Raw genomic sequence first — 20,126 nt, 5'->3', positions numbered from 1 at the left:
GACAATTTTAAATACAGATTGTGGACACTCCAGCCCTTGTGGGGCGCGGCTCTTGGGCCAAAGTCGTAAGGTAAAGGCCTTGACACTGCTGACTGGTCAGTCTTGTCGGGACTTTGCGACACGCGTATGCTCGGCGATTCGTCTGTCCAACAGCAAAAAAAGCGGAATGCCCACATGTCTGATTTGAAAACTGCCGCTCTCGAATACCATGCCCAGCCACGTCCAGGCAAACTGAGTGTCGAGCTTACCAAACCTACCGCTACTGCCCGCGATCTAGCGCTGGCATACAGCCCGGGTGTAGCCGAACCAGTGCGCGAAATCGCCCGCGACCCTGAACTGGCCTACAAGTACACCGGCAAGGGCAACCTGGTAGCCGTGATCTCTGATGGCACCGCTATCCTGGGCCTGGGTAATCTCGGCCCATTGGCCTCCAAACCTGTTATGGAAGGCAAAGGCGTGTTGTTCAAGCGCTTTGCCGGTATCGATGTTTTCGACATCGAAGTTGATTCCGAGAGCCCACAGGCTTTCATCGACACCGTAAAACGCATCTCCATCACCTTCGGCGGCATCAACCTCGAAGACATCAAGGCACCTGAGTGCTTTGAGATCGAACGTGCTCTGATCGAGCAGTGCGATATCCCTGTATTCCATGATGACCAGCACGGCACCGCTATCGTGACCGCGGCCGGCATGATCAACGCCCTGGAAATCGCTGGCAAAACCCTGGCGCAAGCCAAGATCGTTTGCCTGGGCGCCGGTGCTGCTGCCATCTCCTGCATGAAATTGCTGGTGAGCATGGGCGCAACCATCGAAAACATCTACATGATCGACCGTACCGGTGTGATCCACTCCGGCCGTGACGACCTGAACCAGTACAAGTCGGCATTCGCCCATGCTACCGAGAAGCGCACCCTGGCTGATGCCATGGACGGCGCAGACGTGTTCGTTGGCCTGTCGGGTCCGAACCTGCTGAGCGCTGAAGACTTGCTGCGCATGGCGCCTAACCCGATCGTGTTCGCGTGCTCGAACCCGGATCCGGAAATCTCCCCGGAGCTGGCTCACGCCACCCGTAACGACGTGATCATGGCCACTGGCCGTTCGGACTACCCGAACCAGGTCAATAACGTGCTGGGCTTCCCTTTCATCTTCCGTGGTGCCCTGGACGTTCGCGCCAAGCGCATCAACGAAGAAATGAAAATCGCTGCAGCCAACGCATTGCGTGAACTGGCCAAACTGCCAGTGCCACAAGAAGTGTGTGACGCTTACGGCGGTATCAAGCTGGAATTCGGTCGTGAATACATCATCCCGAAACCAATGGATGCACGCCTGATCACTCTGATCTCCGATGCAGTGGCCAAGGCTGCCATCGAGACCGGTGTTGCAACCCTGCCATACCCGAAAAACTACCCGCTCAAAAGCGTGGATGACGTCTTCAACGGCTAAGGCTGTGTAGCGTCATAAAAAAGCCCCGGCGCTGTAAAGCGTCGGGGCTTTTTTGTTTTCTGCGAAACGGGCACGAAAGGATCTACAAAATAAGCCTAACCCTTCTACAAAATAGGAATTGTCTTACATTAATTTTTTCGAGCCTCCGTTAATTTCATTCCTTTGTTCCGAGGGGAGCCTGTTCTGAATTCTGAAGAATTCTGAAGTGTGCCCTCTGTTTTATAGGACGTTTTATAGGAATCACGGATGTTCACTCGCCTTCGTCAAAGCCGTTACAGTCAGACCCGCTTTCAACTGATTGACGACCAGGGGGTGAGTACCGCCTATGCAGGGCTGGCCTTTGAGCTGGTTGATCAGCGAGGTAGACGGCACGGCGGTCGTCTGGATGCCTCGGGGGTTGGCAGGGTGCGCAAGGGCGTTGAAGGGCCATTTGCGCTTATGTTCAGGCAGTTGCATGACGCCAGCAATGGCCTGTATTCGCGGTTGATGGGTCGAACGCATTACCCTCTCAAGATCACCGAGCTTCAGGTCAGGGCGGAGCGCACCCGCTTCCTCGACAGGAGCGGTGCGCGCCCGCAGAGCAAGCCGCCATGCATTGATCCCGACAGTGACTATTACCAGATTGAAGTGCGGCATCTGGTCGAGCATGTTTCTCATTTGCCGCCTGAGGACGGGAGCCTGTTCCCGGTCGAGCGTGGCCCGCTCGGTGTGCATATTGCAGAGGGGCGTCATACGGTGCTGCAGGTGCGTCCCTTGCGGGCCTTGTGCCCGCTGCTGTCCACGGACCCGCAGTTTTGTGCGCTCAATCTCTATCAATTGGCGTTGATGGCCACCCTGGGCAACTGCTCATTTGCTGGGCCGGCCCGCATGTCGCGTGTGCAAGATCCCTTTGGGGAGGCAAGCATGATGGGCTGGCGGGCCAGCCCGGAACAGGCAAAGTCCTATTACCCTTTATATGAAGATGTGCCGTATTCGGCGCGTTTGGAAATTGTGCCTTTCGACCCCGTGCTGTACCCGGCCAATGACCCGCTTTGCGGAATGGCTCAGGAAACTCCGTCTTCAGTGCATTATCGCGGAGATATCCGTTTTGGGGCTCAAGGCGCAGGTGCACAAGTTTTTGTGAGCCATAACGATAAAGTTGTCTTGGTTGCCGTTCATAGCACCTGTACCTGGTCTGATTTGTCACAGGATGCAGAGGCCCCTCAAGTACCCTTTGAAGAGGGTGAGGGCCAGGTACATGGCGGTTTTTACGACGCCGCCAGGCAGGCTTACGAGCTTGTTGACAGGTACATGGACAAGTTCCACTGGGGGCAAGCCGTACTGATTTGCGGACACAGCCAGGGCGGGGCTATCGGTTTGATCCTTGCCCAAATGTTGATCCAGCTGAGGGCCTGTGAGGTGCAGCTCTACACGTACGGAGCCCCTCGCGCAGCGGACGCAACCTTTGTTCGCGCGGCACAGGGGCTGGTGCATCAGCGCATGGTTAACCATAACGATCCTGTCCCCGGGGTGCCCGGCAGCTGGATGAACCGCCCATTGTCGGCCTGTTGTGCAGGCACGGTACTCAGTTTCGTGAACGTACCCGCAGGTTTTGGCGTGTTTGTGGCGGGCCTGAGCCGTTTGCTCGCAGAGCCTTATCAGCATCACGGAACCTTGCGCCACTTTATGCCGCTGGAGTTTGCTCAGGAGATGAGGTCGCATGTCCTGTGGGATCCGCTTAGCAAGACGATCACCCAGCATGCCGTCAGCCATGCGGTACTTGAGCAAAAAAGTGCAGCACCCGAATCAGAGGGTGGGCTCAAGCCACGGGTCGATGCAGGCCAGCCGTTTATGATCGACAGTTATATTCCCAGTTGCTGGGCGGTTTTGCGCCGCAGCCAGCAAGCGCTGCAGGCCCGGTGTTCACTGGTGACCGAGCGTGAGGTGTTGTTCGTGGATCAGGCGCTTGAACACGTCGCGCAGCAACTGCGGGTTAAGTACCGTGAGGTAATGACCTGTGCGGGCGGTACGTTTGAAGAGCAGGTAGAAGCCATGAACCTGCTCATGCGCGAAATGAGCAATGTCCATAAAACCCGCAAGCGCTTGTACCTGCTGAGGTTTCGGGTGCCGACCCGGGCAGATGTGTATGGGCAGTATGCGCAACAGCCCGGTGTGCTGGCTGAAAGTCTGGAGCGCTGGGAGTCTCACAGCGAGAGCACGCGTATCGATCAACTGGCGATGGCGCCGATCGATGAGCTGTTTGCAGGGGGTGTGCCTGTGGATCACCTGCTTGCTTGAGCCTGCCAGGCTGCACGTTGCAAGCGCTCGGGCGCTCTGCAACGTGCAGCCCTGTTGATCAGAACAGGTCTATTGGGGCGCCGTCATCTGCCGGCAGCGGGCTGCCCGGTGCTACGTTGTTGCCCAGTTCGCTGTTGGTGGGCGGTGTGTCTTCGCTCTTGAACAGTTCAAAGTAGGCGCCAGGGGTGCCTGGAGACGCGATACGGCCGCTGGACGGATCAATCCGCAAGCTGAGGATGCCTTCGGGTTCTGGCTGCGTATGCGCAGGCTTGTCTTTGAGCGCGCCCCCCATGTACGTCATCCAGATCGGCAGCGCGACGGTGCCGCCGTATTCGCGACGGCCCAGGCTTTCGGGCTGGTCGAAACCGGTCCAAACAGTGGTCACATAGTCGGCGTTGTATCCTGAGAACCACGCATCCTTGGATTCGTTGGTCGTACCGGTTTTACCTGCCAGATCGGTGCGGCCCAGCGCCAGGGCGCGGCGGCCGGTGCCGAGCTTGATCACGTCCTGCAGCATGCTGGTGAGGATGTACGTGGTGCGCCCGTCGACAATCCGCTCGGCTATTGCTTGCGTCTCGACAGTGGGCAGGCCCGGTGCGGCATTGATGGTGTCAACGGTCAGCGCTGCGGCTTCAGGCGGCACATCCTTGCTGTCGGCTTTAGGCACGCTTGGCGGGTTGGCCACGAACAGGGTTTCGCCATTGCGGCTTTCGATTTTGTCGATCAGATACGGCGTGATCTTGTAGCCGCCGTTGGCGAATGTACTCCAGCCGGTGGCAATCTCCATTGGCGTCAGGGTGGCAGTACCCAGGGCCAGCGACAGGTTGCGCGGCAAGTCCTGTTTGTTGAAACCGAACTTGCTGATGTAGTCGACGGTGCGGTCGACACCCAGGCTTTGCAGCAAGCGGATGGAGACCAGGTTGCGCGACTTGTACAGTGCTTCACGCACGCGGATCGGGCCGAGGAAGGTGTTGGTGTCGTTCTTCGGGCGCCAGACCTTGTCCAGATATTCATCGACAAACACGATGGGTGCGTCGTTGACCAGGGTGGCGGCGGTGTAGCCATTATCCAGTGCGGCGCTGTAGATGAACGGTTTGAAACTGGAGCCCGGTTGGCGCTTGGCCTGCATCGCCCGGTTGTAGTTGCTTTGCTCAAAGGCGAAACCGCCCACCAGCGCGCGAATGGCGCCGTTGTCCGGATCCAGGGATACCAGTGCGCCTTGCACGGTGGGCACCTGGCTGAATTTGTAGCTGCCGTCGGTCTGCGGTTGTACGCGAATCAGATCACCGACCTGGGCGACATCCGAAGGCTGTTTGGGCATCGGCCCCATGCTGTTGGTGTTGAGGAACTTGCGTGCCCATTTCATGGTGTTCCAGGCGACGTGCGCCTCACCGGTGCGAGTCAGTACTTGAATGCCGTCCTTGTCGACCTGGGTCACGATGGCCGGTTCAAGACCGCTGATCGGGCGCTGCTTGGCCAGTTCCTGAGTCCATACGGCCAGGGTCTTGCCCGGCAGGCGTGACTCGGGGCCACGGTAGCCGTGACGCTGGTCGTAGGCAATCAGGCCTTCATGAACGGCGGTGTTGGCCAGTTCCTGAAGGTCACTCGGCACCGTGGTAGTCACACGGAAGCCTTCGGTGTACGCCTCGCTGCCATAACGGCCGACCATTTCGGCACGGGCCATTTCGGCGATGTAGGGGGCGCTCACTTCCGGCGTTGGCACGTGATAGCTGGCGTTGACCGGCTCGGCGATCGCCGCTTGATAGCTGGCCTGATCGATTTTACCCAGCTTGTACATACGCCCCAGGATCCAGTCGCGGCGCTCTTTGCTGCGCACCGGGTTGGCCAGAGGGTTAAACCGTGAAGGGGCTTTGGGCAGGCCGGCGATCATCGCCATCTGCGCCAGGCTCAGGTCGCGGATCGATTTGCCGTAGTAAACCTGAGCTGCGGATTCGATACCGTAAGCGCGGTTGCCCAGGTAAATCTTGTTCACGTACAGCTCAAGGATCTCGTCCTTGGTCAGCTCGCGTTCAATTTCGAGAGCCAGCAGGATTTCGTTGGTCTTGCGCGAAAAGCTTCGCTCGCTGGAGAGGAAATAGTTCTTCGCCACCTGCATGGTGATGGTGCTGCCACCTGATTGTATGTGTCCGCTTTTTACCAACTGGGTAGCGGCACGCATCAGGCTGCTGGGGTCGACCCCGTAATGATTGGCGAAATTGTCATCTTCTGCAGAAAGCAGGGCATTGATGAAATTGGGCGGAATGTCGGCGAACTTGATCGGTGAGCGGCGCATTTCGCCAAACTCTGCGATCAACTTTCCGTCGCTGGTGTAGACCCGCAAAGGAATCTGCAACTGGATGCTTCTCAACGACTCTACAGACGGCAAGCCAGGACTAAGATAGAGAAACGCGCCGCTCAACACGAGCAACAGCCCGCAGAACACGGCAACGAAAGACCACCCGAAAAACTTCAGCAGACGAATCAAGGCTTTTGGATTTCCAGATCAAGAAATGGGTTTGCACGTCAGGGTAGTGCGCAGTTGCGCCGGGTCGACGATACGGAAAAAACGCCCGGCATTATAAGCATTTTTCGCTCATGAACGTCATGAGCCGCATGTCAGAACAGGTTTTGAACGGATCTCATTTTTTACCCTCCGTAAGTTACGGATTGCATTAGGGAAAACAAAGGTGCCCGGATTATTTCCTCAAACACGTCAGCGCTGTGTCGGCGTACAAATCGGCCAGCAGTCGATCAAGCTCGTCGAGCTGAGCCGTTCACAGGGCCGGTTCAAGCTACAGTCCTATGCCATGGAACCCCTGCCAGCCGGGCTTGTGAATGATCAGACCGGCGCAGAGGCCAAAAGTGTCGTCCCAGTGCTTCTCAGGGCGCTGGAAAAGGCCCAGGTAATCGCCAGGGACGCCATTATCGCGATGCCCGATGGTCAGGTGATCTGCAAAAGCCTGGAGGTGGAGGCAGGCTTGAGCGAAGTAGAGCTTGAGCTTCATGTGCGGTTTGAGGCTGAGCAGTACATACCTTATGCACTGGATGACATGGCACTGGATTTTGAGCTCCAGGATCACCCGTCGAACCATACCGGGCCGGCCCGCGTGCTGATGGTGGCGTGCCGCCAGGAAGCACTGGAGTGGCATTGTTCGGTCTTGACCGGTGCGGGATTGGTCCCGCGGGTGGTTGCCGTGCAGGCTCATGCCCTGGTGCGGGGCGTTGAGGCAATGACTGCAGGCCAGGCACTGAACGGGGCCGTGGCCGTGGTCGATTTTGCACCCCATACAATCCTGCTGAGCATCGTGCAGCAGGGTCAGGTCATTTACGTCCGGGAGCTGCTTTGCGGGCAGGCCACTGCAGGGGCGCAAGCATTCGAAACCACGATTGTCGAAGAGCTGGAGCGAGAGCTTGGGCTGTTTGCCGACTCCGGAGTTGATGGGCGGATCGGCCTGATCGTATTGGCCGGTGAGGCTGCCATGGATCCGCTGCTGGCTCAGCGGGTTGAATCCCGTCTTGGCACGCCGACACGCATCGCCAACCCGTTTGCGTTGATGGACCTCGATCCCTCACTCACCCCTGAAGCCTTGCTTTGCGATGCCCCTGTGTTGTTGACTGCCTGCGGTCTGGCCTTGAGGGGGTTTGATTAATGGCGAGAATCAATTTGTTGCCCTGGCGCGCGTTGTTGCGTGAAAAGCGGCGCAAACGTTTTTTGATGGTGCTGGTGGCCCTGTCTTTGCTGGCGGTGGCCGGCCTGTTTGCTGCTGACCACTTTATCGACACCTTGGTAGAGGAGCAGATGGAGCGCAATGACCTGATCCGCAGTACCACGTTCCAGCTGGATGGGCGTGCGGAGCAGATCGACCAGTTGAAAGTGCGCCGGGAGCAATTGCTTGAACGCATGCAAACCATAGGCATGTTGCAGAGCAGCCGGTCGAGCAGCGGGATCATTTTGGAACAATTGGCGCGCAGCTTGCCGGAAGGTGTGCATTTCACCGACGTGAAAATGACCGAGGGCACCATTGTCATCACGGGGATTGCCCAGTCCAACAACCTTGTCGCCCAGCTGATGCGAAATCTCGATGCTTCGCACTGGCTGGATACGCCGCAACTCAATGACGTCAAGGCAGACCCTGCCCAGGCAGGCGGGCAGGAGCGCCTGTTTCAGATGACGGTGCGTGAGGCCCGACATACCCCTTCCGGGGGGGCATTGTGATACCTGCGCACTGGCTCGTTAGCCTGCGCAATTTCGACCTGCGCGAACTGGCCCCGGGTAACATGGGCGCCTGGTCGCCAGCCCGCAAAACAACCGTGGCTCTGGTGTGGCTGGGCCTGGTGCTGGTGTCGGGTCATGCGCTGCTGCTTCAACTGCCTTCTTCCCGGTTGCAACAGTTGCACGAGACTCAAACCACGCTGAAGGCGGAGTTTGAATCCAGGGTCGCACAGGTTGCCAATCTGGATGCTTATGGGATGCAAGTTCACAGGCTGGAAGCCGGGTTCAGTGCGTTGCTCAAACAACTCCCCGCTCAGGCACAAGTGCCCGAATTGCTGGATGAGATTTCGCGGTTGGGTCTGAGCAATGGTCTGCTGGTCGAGCACATTCAGTGGCTCCCTGAAGTCCTGCAAACGTTCTATGCCGAACTGCCACTGCAGATGACCCTCGTCGGGGGCTATCACGAACTTGGCCTCTTCGTCAGCGCCATGGCCAGCCTGCCGCGCATTGTCACCTTGCATGACCTCAGCCTTGCGCCGAGCAACGGTACCGGTGATGGTCAACTGCGCATGACGCTGCTGGCAAAGGCCTACCGAACCACGATCAAGGACTGATCCCATGGGTGTTTGTTTGCGAGTGTTTGGCGCCGGATTGCTGGCAAGCCTGGCAGGGTGTGACAGCCCGCAGACTACCGCAGACCTGCACAGTTATTTACAGGCTACGCAGGGGCATGCGAGCAACGCCATTGAGCCGCTCCCCGTGATCAGTGTCGGGCCTGTGTTTGCCTATGGATCGATGGGTTTGCGCAATCCTTTTCAGGCTATAGGGGGGGGAGGGGACGGCAGTTGGCAGGTCAGCCTTGCCGGCGATGAACTTGACGCGGACCGGCCCCGGCAGTTTCTGGAAGGCTTTGATCTGGAGCAGTTCGAGATGGTTGGCATGCTGTCCAGTGAATCGCAGGCAAATGCCTTGCTGCGGGCCAATGGTGTTATTCATCGCTTGAAAGTGGGGGATTACCTGGGGCGCAACAATGGCCAGATTGCTTCGATCCAGGCGCACCAGATTGAAGTATTTGAACTGATTTCCGATGGTCGGGGCGGTTGGTTGGAAAGGTCCCTGACGATTCCTTTAAATCAACAGTCTTAACGGATAAACACCATGAAAAGGATTTCACCGGTCTGCGTACTGGCGCTATGGAGTGCGCTGAATTCGCAGTCAATGCTGGCGGCTGGGCAGGCCGCGCCATCATCCGTCAAGCGCTCGCAGTATGTGGGCGAGCCCATGTCCCTGAGCGTGCAGAATCTTGATGTACGCACGGTACTGCAATCGCTGGCGGATTTTACCGGGTTCAACCTGATGGTCAGCGACACCGTAAAGGGCAGCATAACCCTCAGTTTGCAGGATGTGCCTTGGGATCAGGCGCTGGAGCTGGTGCTTGAGAGCAAGGGGTTGGGCAAGCGTCTTGAAGGTAATGTGTTGTTGATCGCGCCCCTGGAAGAGATCGCAGCCCGCGAGCGCCCTGAGCCTGCGCCTTTGCGTCGGGAGTTGGTGCAAGTCAATTACGCCAGGGCGGCAGATATCGTCATGCTGTTCCAGTCAGTGACCGGCGGGCAGCCCGGCATCGAGGGGCAGGGCACGATCACGGTGGATGAACGCACCAATACCATCATTGCTTATGAATCGAGTGAACGGCTGGAGGAGCTGCGGCGCATCGTGGCTCAACTGGACGTGCCAGTGCGTCAGGTGATGATCGAAGCCTGGATTGTCGAGGCAGGCGTGGACTTCGAAAAAAGCCTGGGTGTGCGTTGGGGGGGAGCGCTAAACAATGGTGGCCTCTGGAAAGCCGGTGGTATTACCCAGCCTGCGGCGTCCGGGGCTGCCCCTGGCAACGTTAGTGCGCCCTTTGTTGATTTGGGTGTTTCGCGAAATACCTCGGGCTTGGGCATCGCCTTCATCACCAACAATGTGTTGCTGGACCTGGAACTGACGGCCATGGAAAAAACCGGTAATGGGGAAATCATCTCGCAACCCAAAGTGGTTACTGCGGATAAGGAAACCGCCAAAATTCTTAAAGGCACCCAAATTCCTTACCAGCAGGCCAGCAAAACCGGGGCTACATCGGTTTCGTTCAAGGAAGCCTCATTGTCACTGGAGGTGACGCCGCAAATCACTCCGGACAACAGCGTCATCATGGCCGTCGTAGTGACCAAGGATGAGCCCGATTACATGAGCAGGCTGCAGGATGTACCGCCCATCAAGAAGAACGAGGTCAGGGCCAAGGTGCTGGTCAAGGACGGTGAAACCATCGTGATTGGGGGAGTGTTCTCAAAAACTCAAAGCAAAGTGGTAGATAAAGTGCCATTTTTAGGCGATCTGCCGTATGTTGGCCGACTTTTCCGTAGAGACGTTGTCCTGGAAAAAAAATCCGAACTGCTGGTGTTCCTGACTCCGCGTATCATGAACAACCAGGCGATTGCTGTGAGTCATTGATTCTGTGCGAAATTTGATTCTTGTTGGGCCAATGGGGGCTGGAAAAAGCACCATCGGACGTTTGCTGGCCAAAGAGCTGCACCTGCCGTTCAAAGATTCCGATAAGGAAATTGAAGTGCGCACGGGTGCCAATATCCCGTGGATCTTCGATAAAGAAGGCGAGCCGGGCTTTCGCGATCGTGAAACAGCCATGATTGTCGAGCTGTGCCATGAAAATGGCATTGTGCTGGCCACCGGTGGTGGCGCGGTCATGCGCCCGGAAAACCGGCAAGCCCTGCGCAATGGTGGGCGCGTGGTGTATTTGCACGCCTCCATCGAGCAGCAGGTGGCGCGCACCTCCCGTGATCGCAACCGGCCACTGCTGCGCAATGCCAACCCGGAAAAAATCCTGCGCGACCTGCTGGCTGTGCGCGACCCGCTTTATCGTGAAATTGCTGACCTGGTGGTTGAAACCGATGAGCGGCCGCCGCGCATGGTGGTGCTCGATATCCTCGAGCGCCTGGCCCAGCTTCCTCCCCGGTAGTCGCTGCACAGACCATTAAAGTGCGATACGAAATGCGCTATTCTCGGCGCCGAGCATGCCTTTTTACGGCATGCCATCACTTGATAATTGCGAAGCAGGGCGCTGGCGCCGTGCTTCAACGCGGGGTTTCATGCAGACAGTGAAGGTTGATCTAGGCGAGCGTAGCTACCCGATTCATATTGGCGAAGGTTTGTTGGATCAGCCGCAGTTGCTGGCTCCGCATATCGCCGGGCGCCAGGTGGCGATTGTGACCAATACAACGGTCGCGCCACTCTATCTTGAGCGCTTGACGCGTAGCCTCGCGCAGTTCTCGGTGTTGCCGATCATCCTGCCCGATGGCGAGTCGTTCAAGAATTGGGAAACCCTGCAGCTGATTTTCGATGGCCTGCTCACAGCACGTCATGATCGACGCACCACGGTGATAGCGTTGGGTGGCGGTGTTGTCGGTGACATGGCCGGTTTTGCTGCTGCTTGTTACCAGCGCGGAGTCGATTTTATCCAGGTGCCGACCACTTTGTTGTCCCAAGTCGATTCGTCCGTGGGCGGCAAAACCGGGATCAACCACCCTTTGGGCAAGAACATGATCGGTGCCTTCTATCAGCCCAACCTTGTGCTGATCGACACCCAGACCCTCAACACCCTGCCTGCCCGCGAATTGTCCGCAGGGCTGGCTGAAGTCATCAAATATGGCCTGATATGCGATGAGCCGTTCCTGACCTGGCTTGAAGACAACATGGATGCGCTGCGATCCCTGGACCAGGCGGCCCTGACTGCCGCGATCCAGCGTTCGTGCGCGGCCAAGGCTGAAGTGGTCGGCGCCGATGAGCGCGAAGCGGGTGTGCGTGCAACGCTCAACCTGGGGCATACCTTTGGCCATGCCATCGAAACCCATATGGGCTACGGCGTGTGGCTGCATGGCGAGGCCGTCGCTGCGGGCACCGTGATGGCACTGGAAATGTCTGCCCGCCTGGGCTGGATCACCGATGCCGAGCGTGATCGAGGTATCCGGATCTTTCAGCGTGCCGGTTTGCCAGTGGTGCCGCCCGTCGAAATGACCCCGGCCGACTTTATGCAACACATGGCAGTTGATAAAAAAGTGATCGACGGTCGTATGCGTCTGGTGCTGTTGCGCCGCATGGGCGAAGCCACAGTGACTGACGATTATCCACAAGAGGTTCTACAAGCCACGCTGGGTGCGGATTACCGCGCGCTGGCTCAGCTTAAAGGTTAATAAGATCCCGATGACTAGTTTGCATGCCGACGAGGCGTTCCTCGGTCACTTCCAGCTCACCCACGACCCCTTTGCACCGCGGGTTCCGGGCTTCAAGTTTTTCCCGGCCCAGCGCAAGCCGGTTCTGGGGCAGTTGCATCACCTTGCCCGCTACAGCCAGTTGCTGCTGGTGGTCACCGGGCCTGAGGGCAGCGGCAAAACCTTGCTGCGCCAGGCGTTGGTGGCGAGTACCAACAAGCAGTCGGTGCAAAGTGTCGTGGTCTCGGCGCGTGGGGCCGGCAATGCCGCCGGTATCCTGCAGCAAGTGGCGCAAACCCTGAATGTGGCGCGCCCTGACGTGGGCTCCATTCTGGCGCAAGTGGTGCAACTGGCGCTTACGGGGCAAGAGGTCTACCTGCTGGTCGATGATGCCGAACAGCTCGATGAGTCTGCGCTGCAAGCCTTGCTGGCGCTGGCTGCGGGTACGCCAGAGGGGCGTCCGCACGTGTTCTTGTTCGGTGAGCCGTCGATGATTGCCGGTCTTGAGGAGCTGAGCGCTGATGAAGAACGCTTCCATGTGGTCGACCTGCAGCCCTATGACCTCGAAGAAACCCGCGAATATCTGGCCCAGCGCCTTGAAGGTGCCGGGCGCGGGATCGAACTCTTTAGCGCTCAGCAGATCTCAGATATACACGAGAGCTCTGAAGGCTGGCCCGGGATTATCAACCAGGTCGCCCGTGATGCAATGATCGAAGCCATGATTGCCAGCCGCTCAGCGGTCAAGCGTCCAAGTATGGGGTTCAAGATGCCGAAGAAACACGTATTGGCCATTGGTGCAGTAGTGGTAGTGGCTGTCGCTGCTGCCGTTTTGATTCCGGGCCGTGGCAAGGCGCCTGTTGCGCCGGATGCCGAACAGACACAGCTGGGGCAGGCCACACCCAATGGCGGGGCCAAGCCGTCGGTGGATTTCGCCGGTTCTTCGCAGCCGATGCCGTTGCCGTTGGTGGGGCAGTCTCAGCCGGTGATGCGTGGTCCGCTGGCTGAAGCGGCCGGTGGTATCTCCGAGGGCGACGATGGCGGTGTGCCTGCGGTCGACGGCGGCGTTGCTTCGCCACCGACCGTCACCACCACCGCGCCACCGGTTGGCGTGCCAGCGGGCCCTGCGCCCGTAGCCACGCCACGCCCGGCACCAGCACCGGCACCTACCGTGGCCACGGCCAAGCCTGCGCCAGTGGCCAAGCCTGCCCCGGCCCCGGCAGCCAAACCAGTGGTCAAACCGGCCGAGAAGCCGGTTAGCCTGGCTAAGGCCGCACCAGGCGGTAGCTGGTACGCCAGCCAGCCTGCCAATAACTATGTGGTGCAGATCGTCGGCACCAGCTCTGAAGCGTCTGCGCAAAATGTCGCCAAAGAACTGGGCGGTGATGCTCGTTACTTCAAGAAAACCTTGAATGGCAAGCCGCTGTACGTCGTCACCTATGGCAACTTCCCAAGCCATGCTGCAGCAACTGCAGCAATCAAGAACTTGCCAGCGAAGACGCAGGCTGGTAAACCTTGGCCTCGCACTGTCGCCAGCGTCCAAAAAGAGCTGGCTGCAGCTCGCTGATGATCCGGCGACCTTACCCAGGTCGCCGTTCTAGTCCATCAAAAATCCTGCTTGTGCATGCGGCCTTAACAGCCGTGTGCCTTGTGGTGTCTGCGCCGTGTAGCAGTCAACATCAAAAATGTTTTGACTAGCACGAGCAATCGCTTTAAACCTTTCATAAATGCGACATGAATTTACGGTATAACGCCGCTTAATTTGTGGGTCTTTGTGACGGTGTGTAGAATGACCACCCTTTTGCCCCTGCCAAGCTGGCGTACGTTCAGCGCGGGAAGCAAGTGGTTGAATTAAAAGAAATTTGCCCTTTTTAAGGGCAGCCTGGTGAGAAAGTGTCTATGAAAGCAGGTCTGTACCACCCCGATGAATTCAAGGATAACTGTGGTTTCGGCCTGATTGCCCATATGCAGGGCGAACCCAGTCATACCCTTCTGCAAACCGCCATTGAAGCCCTGACCTGCATGACCCACCGCGGTGGGATCAACGCAGACGGCAAGACCGGTGACGGTTGTGGCCTGCTGATTCAAAAGCCTGACCTGTTCCTGCGTGCAACCGCCAAGGAGCAGTTCGGTGCCGATTTGCCCAAGCAATACGCGGTCGGCATGGTGTTTTTCAACCAGGATCCGATCAAGGCCGAGGCGGCCCGCGACAACATGAATCGCGAGATCCTTGCCGCTGGCCTGCAACTGGTGGGCTGGCGCAAAGTGCCCATCGATACCAGCGTTCTGGGTCGTCTGGCGCTGGAGCGTCTGCCGCAGATCGAGCAAGTGTTTATTGGTGGGGACGGCCTGAGCGATCAGGATATGGCCATCAAACTGTTCAGTGCCCGTCGCCGTTCCTCGGTGTCCAACGCGGCAGACAGCGATCACTACATCTGCAGCTTTTCCCACAAGACCATCATTTATAAAGGCCTGATGATGCCGGCGGACCTCACCGCCTTCTATCCGGACCTGAGCGATGAGCGCCTGCAAACCGCGATCTGCGTGTTCCATCAGCGCTTCTCCACCAATACCCTGCCGAAATGGCCGCTGGCTCAGCCATTCCGCTTTCTCGCCCACAACGGCGAAATCAACACCATCACCGGTAACCGCAACTGGGCCCAGGCCCGTCGCACCAAGTTTGCCAACGATCTGATCGGTGACCTCGACGAACTCGGCCCGCTGGTCAACCGCGTGGGTTCGGACTCCTCCAGCATGGACAATATGCTGGAGCTGATGGTCACCGGCGGTATCGACCTGTTCCGTGGCGTACGCATGCTGATTCCACCGGCGTGGCAGAACGTTGAAACCATGGACCCCGACCTGCGGGCGTTCTATGAGTACAACTCCATGCACATGGAACCGTGGGACGGCCCCGCCGGCGTGGTAATGACCGACGGTCGCTACGCGGTCTGCCTGCTTGACCGTAACGGCCTGCGCCCTGCGCGCTGGGTGACCACCACCAACGGCTATATCACCATTGCCTCGGAAATCGGCGTATGGGACTACAAGCCGGAAGACGTGATCGCCAAAGGCCGTGTCGGCCCTGGCCAGATCCTGGCCGTGGACACCGAAACCGGTCAGGTGCTGGACACTGACTCGATCGACAACCGCCTCAAGTCGCGCCACCCGTACAAGCAATGGCTGCGCAAGAATGCCCTGCGCATTCAGGCGACCATGGAAGACAACGACCACGGTTCGGCGTTTTACGACGTCGATCAGCTCAAGCAATACATGAAGATGTATCAGGTCACGTTCGAAGAGCGCGACCAGGTGCTGCGTCCGTTGGGCGAGCAAGGCTACGAAGCGGTAGGTTCGATGGGGGACGACACGCCAATGGCCGTGCTGTCCCAGCGTGTGCGAACACCTTACGATTACTTCCGCCAGCAGTTTGCGCAGGTCACCAACCCGCCGATCGACCCGCTGCGTGAAGCCATCGTCATGTCGCTGGAAATCTGCCTCGGTGCCGAGCGCAACATCTTCCAGGAATCCCCTGAGCACGCTTCCCGTGTGATTCTCAGTTCGCCCGTGATCTCGCCTGCAAAATGGCGCTCGCTGATGAACCTCGACCTGCCGGGCTTTGAGCGTCAGATCATTGACCTTAACTACGACGAAAGCGTCGGTCTTGAAGCGGCTGTGCGCAATATCGCCGATCAGGCCGAAGAAGCAGCGCGCGCCGGTCGCACCCAGATCGTTCTGAGCGACCGTCATATCGCACCGGGCAAGTTGCCGGTTCACGCCTCTTTGGCTGTGGGCGCCGTGCATCACCGCCTGACCGAAAAAGGCCTGCGTTGCGACAGCAACATTCTGGTTGAAACCGCTACTGCCCGTGACCCGCATCACTTTGCGGTGCTGATCGGCTTCGGTGCCTCGGCGGTCTATCCGTTCCTGGCCTACGAAGTGCTGGGCGACCTGATCCGCACCGGTGAAGTACTGGGCGACCTCTATGAGGTGTTCAAGAACTACCGCAAAGGCATCACCAAAGGTCTGCTCAAGATCCTCTCGAAAATGGGCATATCGACCATCGCTTCGTACCGTGGTGCGCAGCTGTTCGAAGCCATCGGCCTGTCCGAAGAAATTTGCGAACTGAGCTTCCGTGGCGTGCCAAGCCGCATCAAGGGCGCACGTTTCGTCGACCTTGAAGCCGAGCAAAAGCTGCTGGCAGCCGAGGCCTGGAGTGCGCGCAAGCCCATCCAGCAAGGCGGCCTGCTCAAGTACGTGCATGGTGGTGAATACCATGCCTACAACCCTGACGTGGTGGCCACTCTGCAAGCCGCCGTGCAGCAGGGCGACTACAGCAAATTCAAGGAATACACCGCACTGGTCGACCAGCGTCCAGTGTCTATGATCCGCGATCTGTTCAAGGTCAAGACCCTCGATACCCCGCTGTCGATCGACGATATCGAACCGCTGGACTCGATCCTCAAGCGTTTCGACTCAGCCGGTATTTCCCTGGGCGCCTTGTCGCCAGAGGCTCACGAAGCCCTGGCTGAAGCCATGAACCGCTTGGGCGCACGCTCCAACTCCGGTGAAGGCGGCGAAGACCCGGCGCGTTACGGCACCATCAAGAGTTCGAAGATCAAGCAAGTGGCCACTGGTCGTTTCGGTGTGACACCGGAATACCTGGTCAACGCTGAAGTGCTGCAAATCAAGGTTGCTCAAGGCGCCAAGCCGGGCGAGGGCGGGCAACTGCCGGGCGGCAAGGTCAACGGCCTGATCGCCAAACTGCGCTACGCCGTACCGGGTGTGACCCTGATTTCGCCACCGCCGCACCACGACATCTACTCCATTGAGGACTTGTCGCAGCTGATCTTTGACTTGAAACAAGTCAACCCGAAAGCACTGGTGTCGGTGAAACTGGTAGCTGAAGCGGGCGTAGGTACCATCGCCGCTGGCGTGGCCAAGGCCTATGCCGACTTGATTACCATCTCCGGTTATGACGGCGGCACCGGCGCTTCACCGCTGACCTCCATCAAGTACGCGGGCGCACCGTGGGAGCTCGGTTTGGCCGAAACCCACCAGACCCTGCGCGGCAATGACCTGCGCGGTAAAGTGCGGGTACAAACCGATGGTGGCCTGAAAACCGGTCTCGACGTGATCAAGGCAGCAATTCTGGGCGCTGAAAGCTTCGGCTTCGGCACCGCACCGATGATCGCCCTGGGCTGTAAATACCTGCGTATTTGCCACCTCAACAACTGCGCGACCGGCGTTGCGACGCAAAACGAATCGCTGCGTAAAAACCATTACATCGGCACCGTCGATATGGTGGTCAACTTCTTCACCTATGTGGCCGAAGAAACCCGCGAGTGGCTGGCCAAGCTGGGTGTGCGCACCCTGGAAGAGTTGATCGGGCGTACCGACCTGCTGGAAATCCTCCAGGGCGAGACTGCCAAACAGCACAACCTGGACCTCACGCCATTGCTGGGCAGCGACCATATCCCGGCCGACAAGCCGCAATTCTGCCAGGTAGACCGCAACCCTCCGTTCGACAAGGGCCTGCTGGCCGAGCAGATGCTCGACATGGCGCGTTCGGCGATCAACGACATGAGCGGCGCCGAGTTCGACCTCGACATCTGCAACTGCGATCGCTCCATCGGTGCGCGTATCTCGGGTGAAATCGCCCGTACTCACGGCAACCAGGGCATGGCCAAGGCACCGATCACCTTCCGCTTCAAAGGCACTGCCGGTCAGAGCTTTGGTGTGTGGAACGCCGGTGGCTTGCACATGTACCTGCAAGGCGATGCCAACGACTACGTAGGTAAAGGCATGACCGGCGGCAAGCTGGTGATAGTCCCGCCTGCAGGCAGCGTCTACAAAACTCAGGACAGCGCGATTGTCGGCAATACCTGCCTGTACGGCGCCACCGGCGGCAAGCTGTTTGCAGCGGGCACGGCGGGCGAGCGTTTCGCGGTGCGCAACTCCGGTGCCCACACCGTGGTGGAAGGCACAGGCGATCACTGCTGCGAATACATGACTGGCGGTTTTGTCTGTGTGCTGGGTAAAACCGGTTACAACTTCGGCTCGGGCATGACCGGCGGTTTCGCCTACGTGCTGGATCAGGACAACACCTTCGTCGACAAGGTTAACCACGAGCTGGTGGAAATCCAGCGGATCAGTGGCGAAGCGATGGAGGCCTACCGTAATCACCTGCAACACGTGCTGGACGAATACGTTGAGGAAACCAACAGCGAGTGGGGTCGCAACCTCTCGGAAAACCTCGATGATTACCTGCGTCGTTTCTGGATGGTCAAGCCCAAGGCTGCCAGCTTGAAATCGTTGCTTTCCAGCATCCGTGCCAACCCGCAGTGATATGCGCCTGAAAAGTTTGATGAGGTTTTAACCATGGCTGAACGTCTGAGTAACGACTTCCAGTTCATCGATGTCGGGCGCAAAGATCCGAAGAAGAAACTGTTACGTCAACGCAAGAAAGAGTTCGTGGAAATCTACGAGCCTTTTAAACCCCAGCAGTCGGCCGAACAGGCCCACCGCTGCCTGGGCTGCGGCAACCCGTACTGTGAATGGAAATGCCCTGTGCATAACTTCATTCCCAACTGGCTCAAGCTGGTGGCCGAGGGCAATATCCTCGCCGCCGCCGAGTTGTCGCACCAGACCAACACCCTGCCCGAAGTGTGCGGGCGGGTGTGCCCGCAAGACCGTCTGTGCGAGGGCGCCTGCACCCTCAACGACGGTTTTGGCGCGGTGACCATTGGTTCGGTGGAGAAATACATCACCGATACGGCATTCGCCATGGGCTGGCGCCCGGACATGTCCAAGGTCGTGCCCACCGGCAAGCGTGTCGCCATTATCGGTGCCGGGCCTGCAGGCCTGGGCTGTGCCGACGTGCTGGTGCGTGGCGGAGTGACCCCGGTGGTGTTCGACAAGAACCCGGAAATCGGTGGTCTGCTGACCTTCGGCATCCCCGAGTTCAAGCTGGAAAAAACCGTACTGAGCCATCGCCGCGAAGTGTTTACCGGTATGGGTATCGAGTTCCGTCTCAATACCGAAATCGGCAAGGACATCAGCATGGAGCAGTTGCTGGCCGAGTACGACGCCGTGTTTATGGGCATGGGCACTTACACCTATATGAAAGGTGGTTTTGCCGGTGAAGATCTGCCGGGCGTGCACGATGCGCTGGACTTCCTGATTGCCAACGTCAACCGCAACCTGGGCTTTGAAAAGTCGCCGGAAGATTTCGTCGACATGAAAGGCAAAAAGATTGTGGTGCTCGGTGGCGGCGATACGGCCATGGACTGCAACCGGACTTCGATTCGCCAGGGCGCCAAATCAGTAACCTGTGCCTATCGTCGTGACGAAGCCAACATGCCGGGCTCGCGCAAAGAGGTGAAGAACGCCAAGGAAGAAGGCGTTAAGTTCCTCTACAACCGTCAGCCGATCGCCATTGTCGGTGAAGGCAAAGTGGAAGGCGTGAAGGTGGTCGAGACCCGTCTCGGCGAGCCGGATGCCCGTGGCCGTCGTAGCCCGGAGCCGATCCCGGGTTCTGAAGAGATCATTCCGGCAGACGCCGTGATTATCGCCTTTGGTTTCCGTCCGAGCCCGGCCTCGTGGTTCGAGCAGTTCGAGATCCAGACCGACAGCCAGGGCCGCGTGATTGCGCCAGAGCAGTCGCAGTTCAAGCATCAGACCAGCCATCCGAAGATTTTTGCCGGTGGTGACATGGTGCGTGGTTCCGACCTGGTAGTGACCGCGATCTTCGAAGGCCGTACTGCGGCTGAAGGGATCATGGATTACCTGGGCGTGTAACCCGATTCCCTGTGGGGGCGGGCTTGCCCGCGATGGGATCAACTCGGTCTGCTGATCAATCGAGTTGTCTGTATCGCGAGCAAGCCGGCTCCCACAGTTGTTTCGCGGTGTTGCCAAATAGCACGTTCCACCGC

13 protein-coding genes are annotated in these 20,126 nt (G+C 58.5%); 12 read left to right on the top strand and 1 reads right to left on the bottom strand.

Features of this window, described 5'->3' with window-relative positions:
• Nucleotides 1-174 precede the first annotated feature (174 nt).
• A complete protein-coding gene (locus V6L81_RS01540; protein ID WP_095000845.1) occupies nucleotides 175-1,443 on the top strand; it encodes a malic enzyme-like NAD(P)-binding protein in 1,269 nt (422 codons plus the stop codon).
• Between the two features lie 246 nt (nucleotides 1,444-1,689).
• Nucleotides 1,690-3,720, top strand: coding sequence for a lipase family protein (locus V6L81_RS01535; protein WP_338660436.1), 2,031 nt, complete (start codon nucleotides 1,690-1,692; stop codon nucleotides 3,718-3,720).
• A 58-nt stretch (nucleotides 3,721-3,778) separates the two neighbouring features.
• On the opposite strand, the gene V6L81_RS01530 is transcribed toward V6L81_RS01535, so the two are convergent.
• On the bottom strand, nucleotides 3,779-6,202 hold the full coding sequence (locus V6L81_RS01530) for a penicillin-binding protein 1A (protein ID WP_373557882.1): 2,424 nt from the start codon (nucleotides 6,200-6,202) through the stop codon (nucleotides 3,779-3,781).
• 205 nt (nucleotides 6,203-6,407) lie between these two features.
• Between V6L81_RS01530 and pilM the strand changes: the two genes are divergently transcribed.
• The 10 genes from pilM to V6L81_RS01480 all read left to right on the top strand — a co-directional run bounded on the left by pilM (nucleotide 6,408) and on the right by V6L81_RS01480 (nucleotide 19,992).
• On the top strand, nucleotides 6,408-7,370 hold the full coding sequence (gene pilM / locus V6L81_RS01525) for a type IV pilus biogenesis protein PilM (RefSeq protein ID WP_095026343.1): 963 nt from the start codon (nucleotides 6,408-6,410) through the stop codon (nucleotides 7,368-7,370).
• Nucleotides 7,370-7,936 (top strand): PilN domain-containing protein, encoded by a 567-nt coding sequence (locus tag V6L81_RS01520; RefSeq protein ID WP_095000848.1) that lies wholly within the window; start codon nucleotides 7,370-7,372, stop codon nucleotides 7,934-7,936. Before pilM ends, V6L81_RS01520 begins: the two co-directional genes overlap by 1 nt.
• Nucleotides 7,933-8,547 (top strand): type 4a pilus biogenesis protein PilO, encoded by a 615-nt coding sequence (locus tag V6L81_RS01515; protein ID WP_257010077.1) that lies wholly within the window; start codon nucleotides 7,933-7,935, stop codon nucleotides 8,545-8,547. The genes V6L81_RS01520 and V6L81_RS01515 overlap by 4 nt, the downstream gene beginning before the upstream one ends.
• A gap of 37 nt (nucleotides 8,548-8,584) precedes the next feature.
• Nucleotides 8,585-9,079, top strand: coding sequence for a pilus assembly protein PilP (locus tag V6L81_RS01510; RefSeq protein WP_232527659.1), 495 nt, complete (start codon nucleotides 8,585-8,587; stop codon nucleotides 9,077-9,079).
• Between the two features lie 12 nt (nucleotides 9,080-9,091).
• The gene (locus V6L81_RS01505) at nucleotides 9,092-10,423 is read left to right on the top strand and encodes a type IV pilus secretin PilQ (protein ID WP_095000850.1); all 1,332 of its coding nucleotides are present in this window, start codon (nucleotides 9,092-9,094) and stop codon (nucleotides 10,421-10,423) included.
• A 4-nt stretch (nucleotides 10,424-10,427) separates the two neighbouring features.
• Nucleotides 10,428-10,946 (top strand): shikimate kinase AroK, encoded by a 519-nt coding sequence (gene aroK / locus V6L81_RS01500; protein WP_029611693.1) that lies wholly within the window; start codon nucleotides 10,428-10,430, stop codon nucleotides 10,944-10,946.
• A 130-nt stretch (nucleotides 10,947-11,076) separates the two neighbouring features.
• A complete protein-coding gene (gene aroB / locus V6L81_RS01495) occupies nucleotides 11,077-12,177 on the top strand; it encodes a 3-dehydroquinate synthase (RefSeq protein WP_095000851.1) in 1,101 nt (366 codons plus the stop codon).
• Between the two features lie 10 nt (nucleotides 12,178-12,187).
• The gene (locus V6L81_RS01490) at nucleotides 12,188-13,759 is read left to right on the top strand and encodes an AAA family ATPase (protein ID WP_095017725.1); all 1,572 of its coding nucleotides are present in this window, start codon (nucleotides 12,188-12,190) and stop codon (nucleotides 13,757-13,759) included.
• A gap of 332 nt (nucleotides 13,760-14,091) precedes the next feature.
• Nucleotides 14,092-18,540 carry a glutamate synthase large subunit gene (gene gltB, locus V6L81_RS01485; RefSeq protein ID WP_338660435.1) on the top strand — a complete coding sequence of 1,483 codons (4,449 nt, stop codon included), beginning with the start codon at nucleotides 14,092-14,094 and terminating at the stop codon, nucleotides 18,538-18,540.
• A 33-nt stretch (nucleotides 18,541-18,573) separates the two neighbouring features.
• Complete coding sequence (locus V6L81_RS01480) at nucleotides 18,574-19,992, top strand: FAD-dependent oxidoreductase (protein WP_095000853.1); 1,419 nt, start codon at nucleotides 18,574-18,576, stop codon at nucleotides 19,990-19,992.
• Nucleotides 19,993-20,126: the final 134 nt, after the last annotated feature.

Source organism: Pseudomonas bubulae (genome assembly GCF_037023725.1).
Classification (GTDB): Bacteria; Pseudomonadota; Gammaproteobacteria; order Pseudomonadales; family Pseudomonadaceae; genus Aquipseudomonas; species Aquipseudomonas bubulae.
This window is presented reverse-complemented; position numbering and strand designations above follow the sequence as displayed.

Coding starts and splice junctions, on each gene's coding strand:
- V6L81_RS01540 (WP_095000845.1), top strand. CDS start 175: ATGTCTGATTTGAAAACTGCCGCTCTCGAATACCATGCCCAGCCACGT.
- V6L81_RS01535 (WP_338660436.1), top strand. CDS start 1,690: ATGTTCACTCGCCTTCGTCAAAGCCGTTACAGTCAGACCCGCTTTCAA.
- V6L81_RS01520 (WP_095000848.1), top strand. CDS start 7,370: ATGGCGAGAATCAATTTGTTGCCCTGGCGCGCGTTGTTGCGTGAAAAG.
- V6L81_RS01505 (WP_095000850.1), top strand. CDS start 9,092: ATGAAAAGGATTTCACCGGTCTGCGTACTGGCGCTATGGAGTGCGCTG.
- aroB (WP_095000851.1), top strand. CDS start 11,077: ATGCAGACAGTGAAGGTTGATCTAGGCGAGCGTAGCTACCCGATTCAT.
- V6L81_RS01490 (WP_095017725.1), top strand. CDS start 12,188: ATGACTAGTTTGCATGCCGACGAGGCGTTCCTCGGTCACTTCCAGCTC.
- gltB (WP_338660435.1), top strand. CDS start 14,092: ATGAAAGCAGGTCTGTACCACCCCGATGAATTCAAGGATAACTGTGGT.
- V6L81_RS01480 (WP_095000853.1), top strand. CDS start 18,574: ATGGCTGAACGTCTGAGTAACGACTTCCAGTTCATCGATGTCGGGCGC.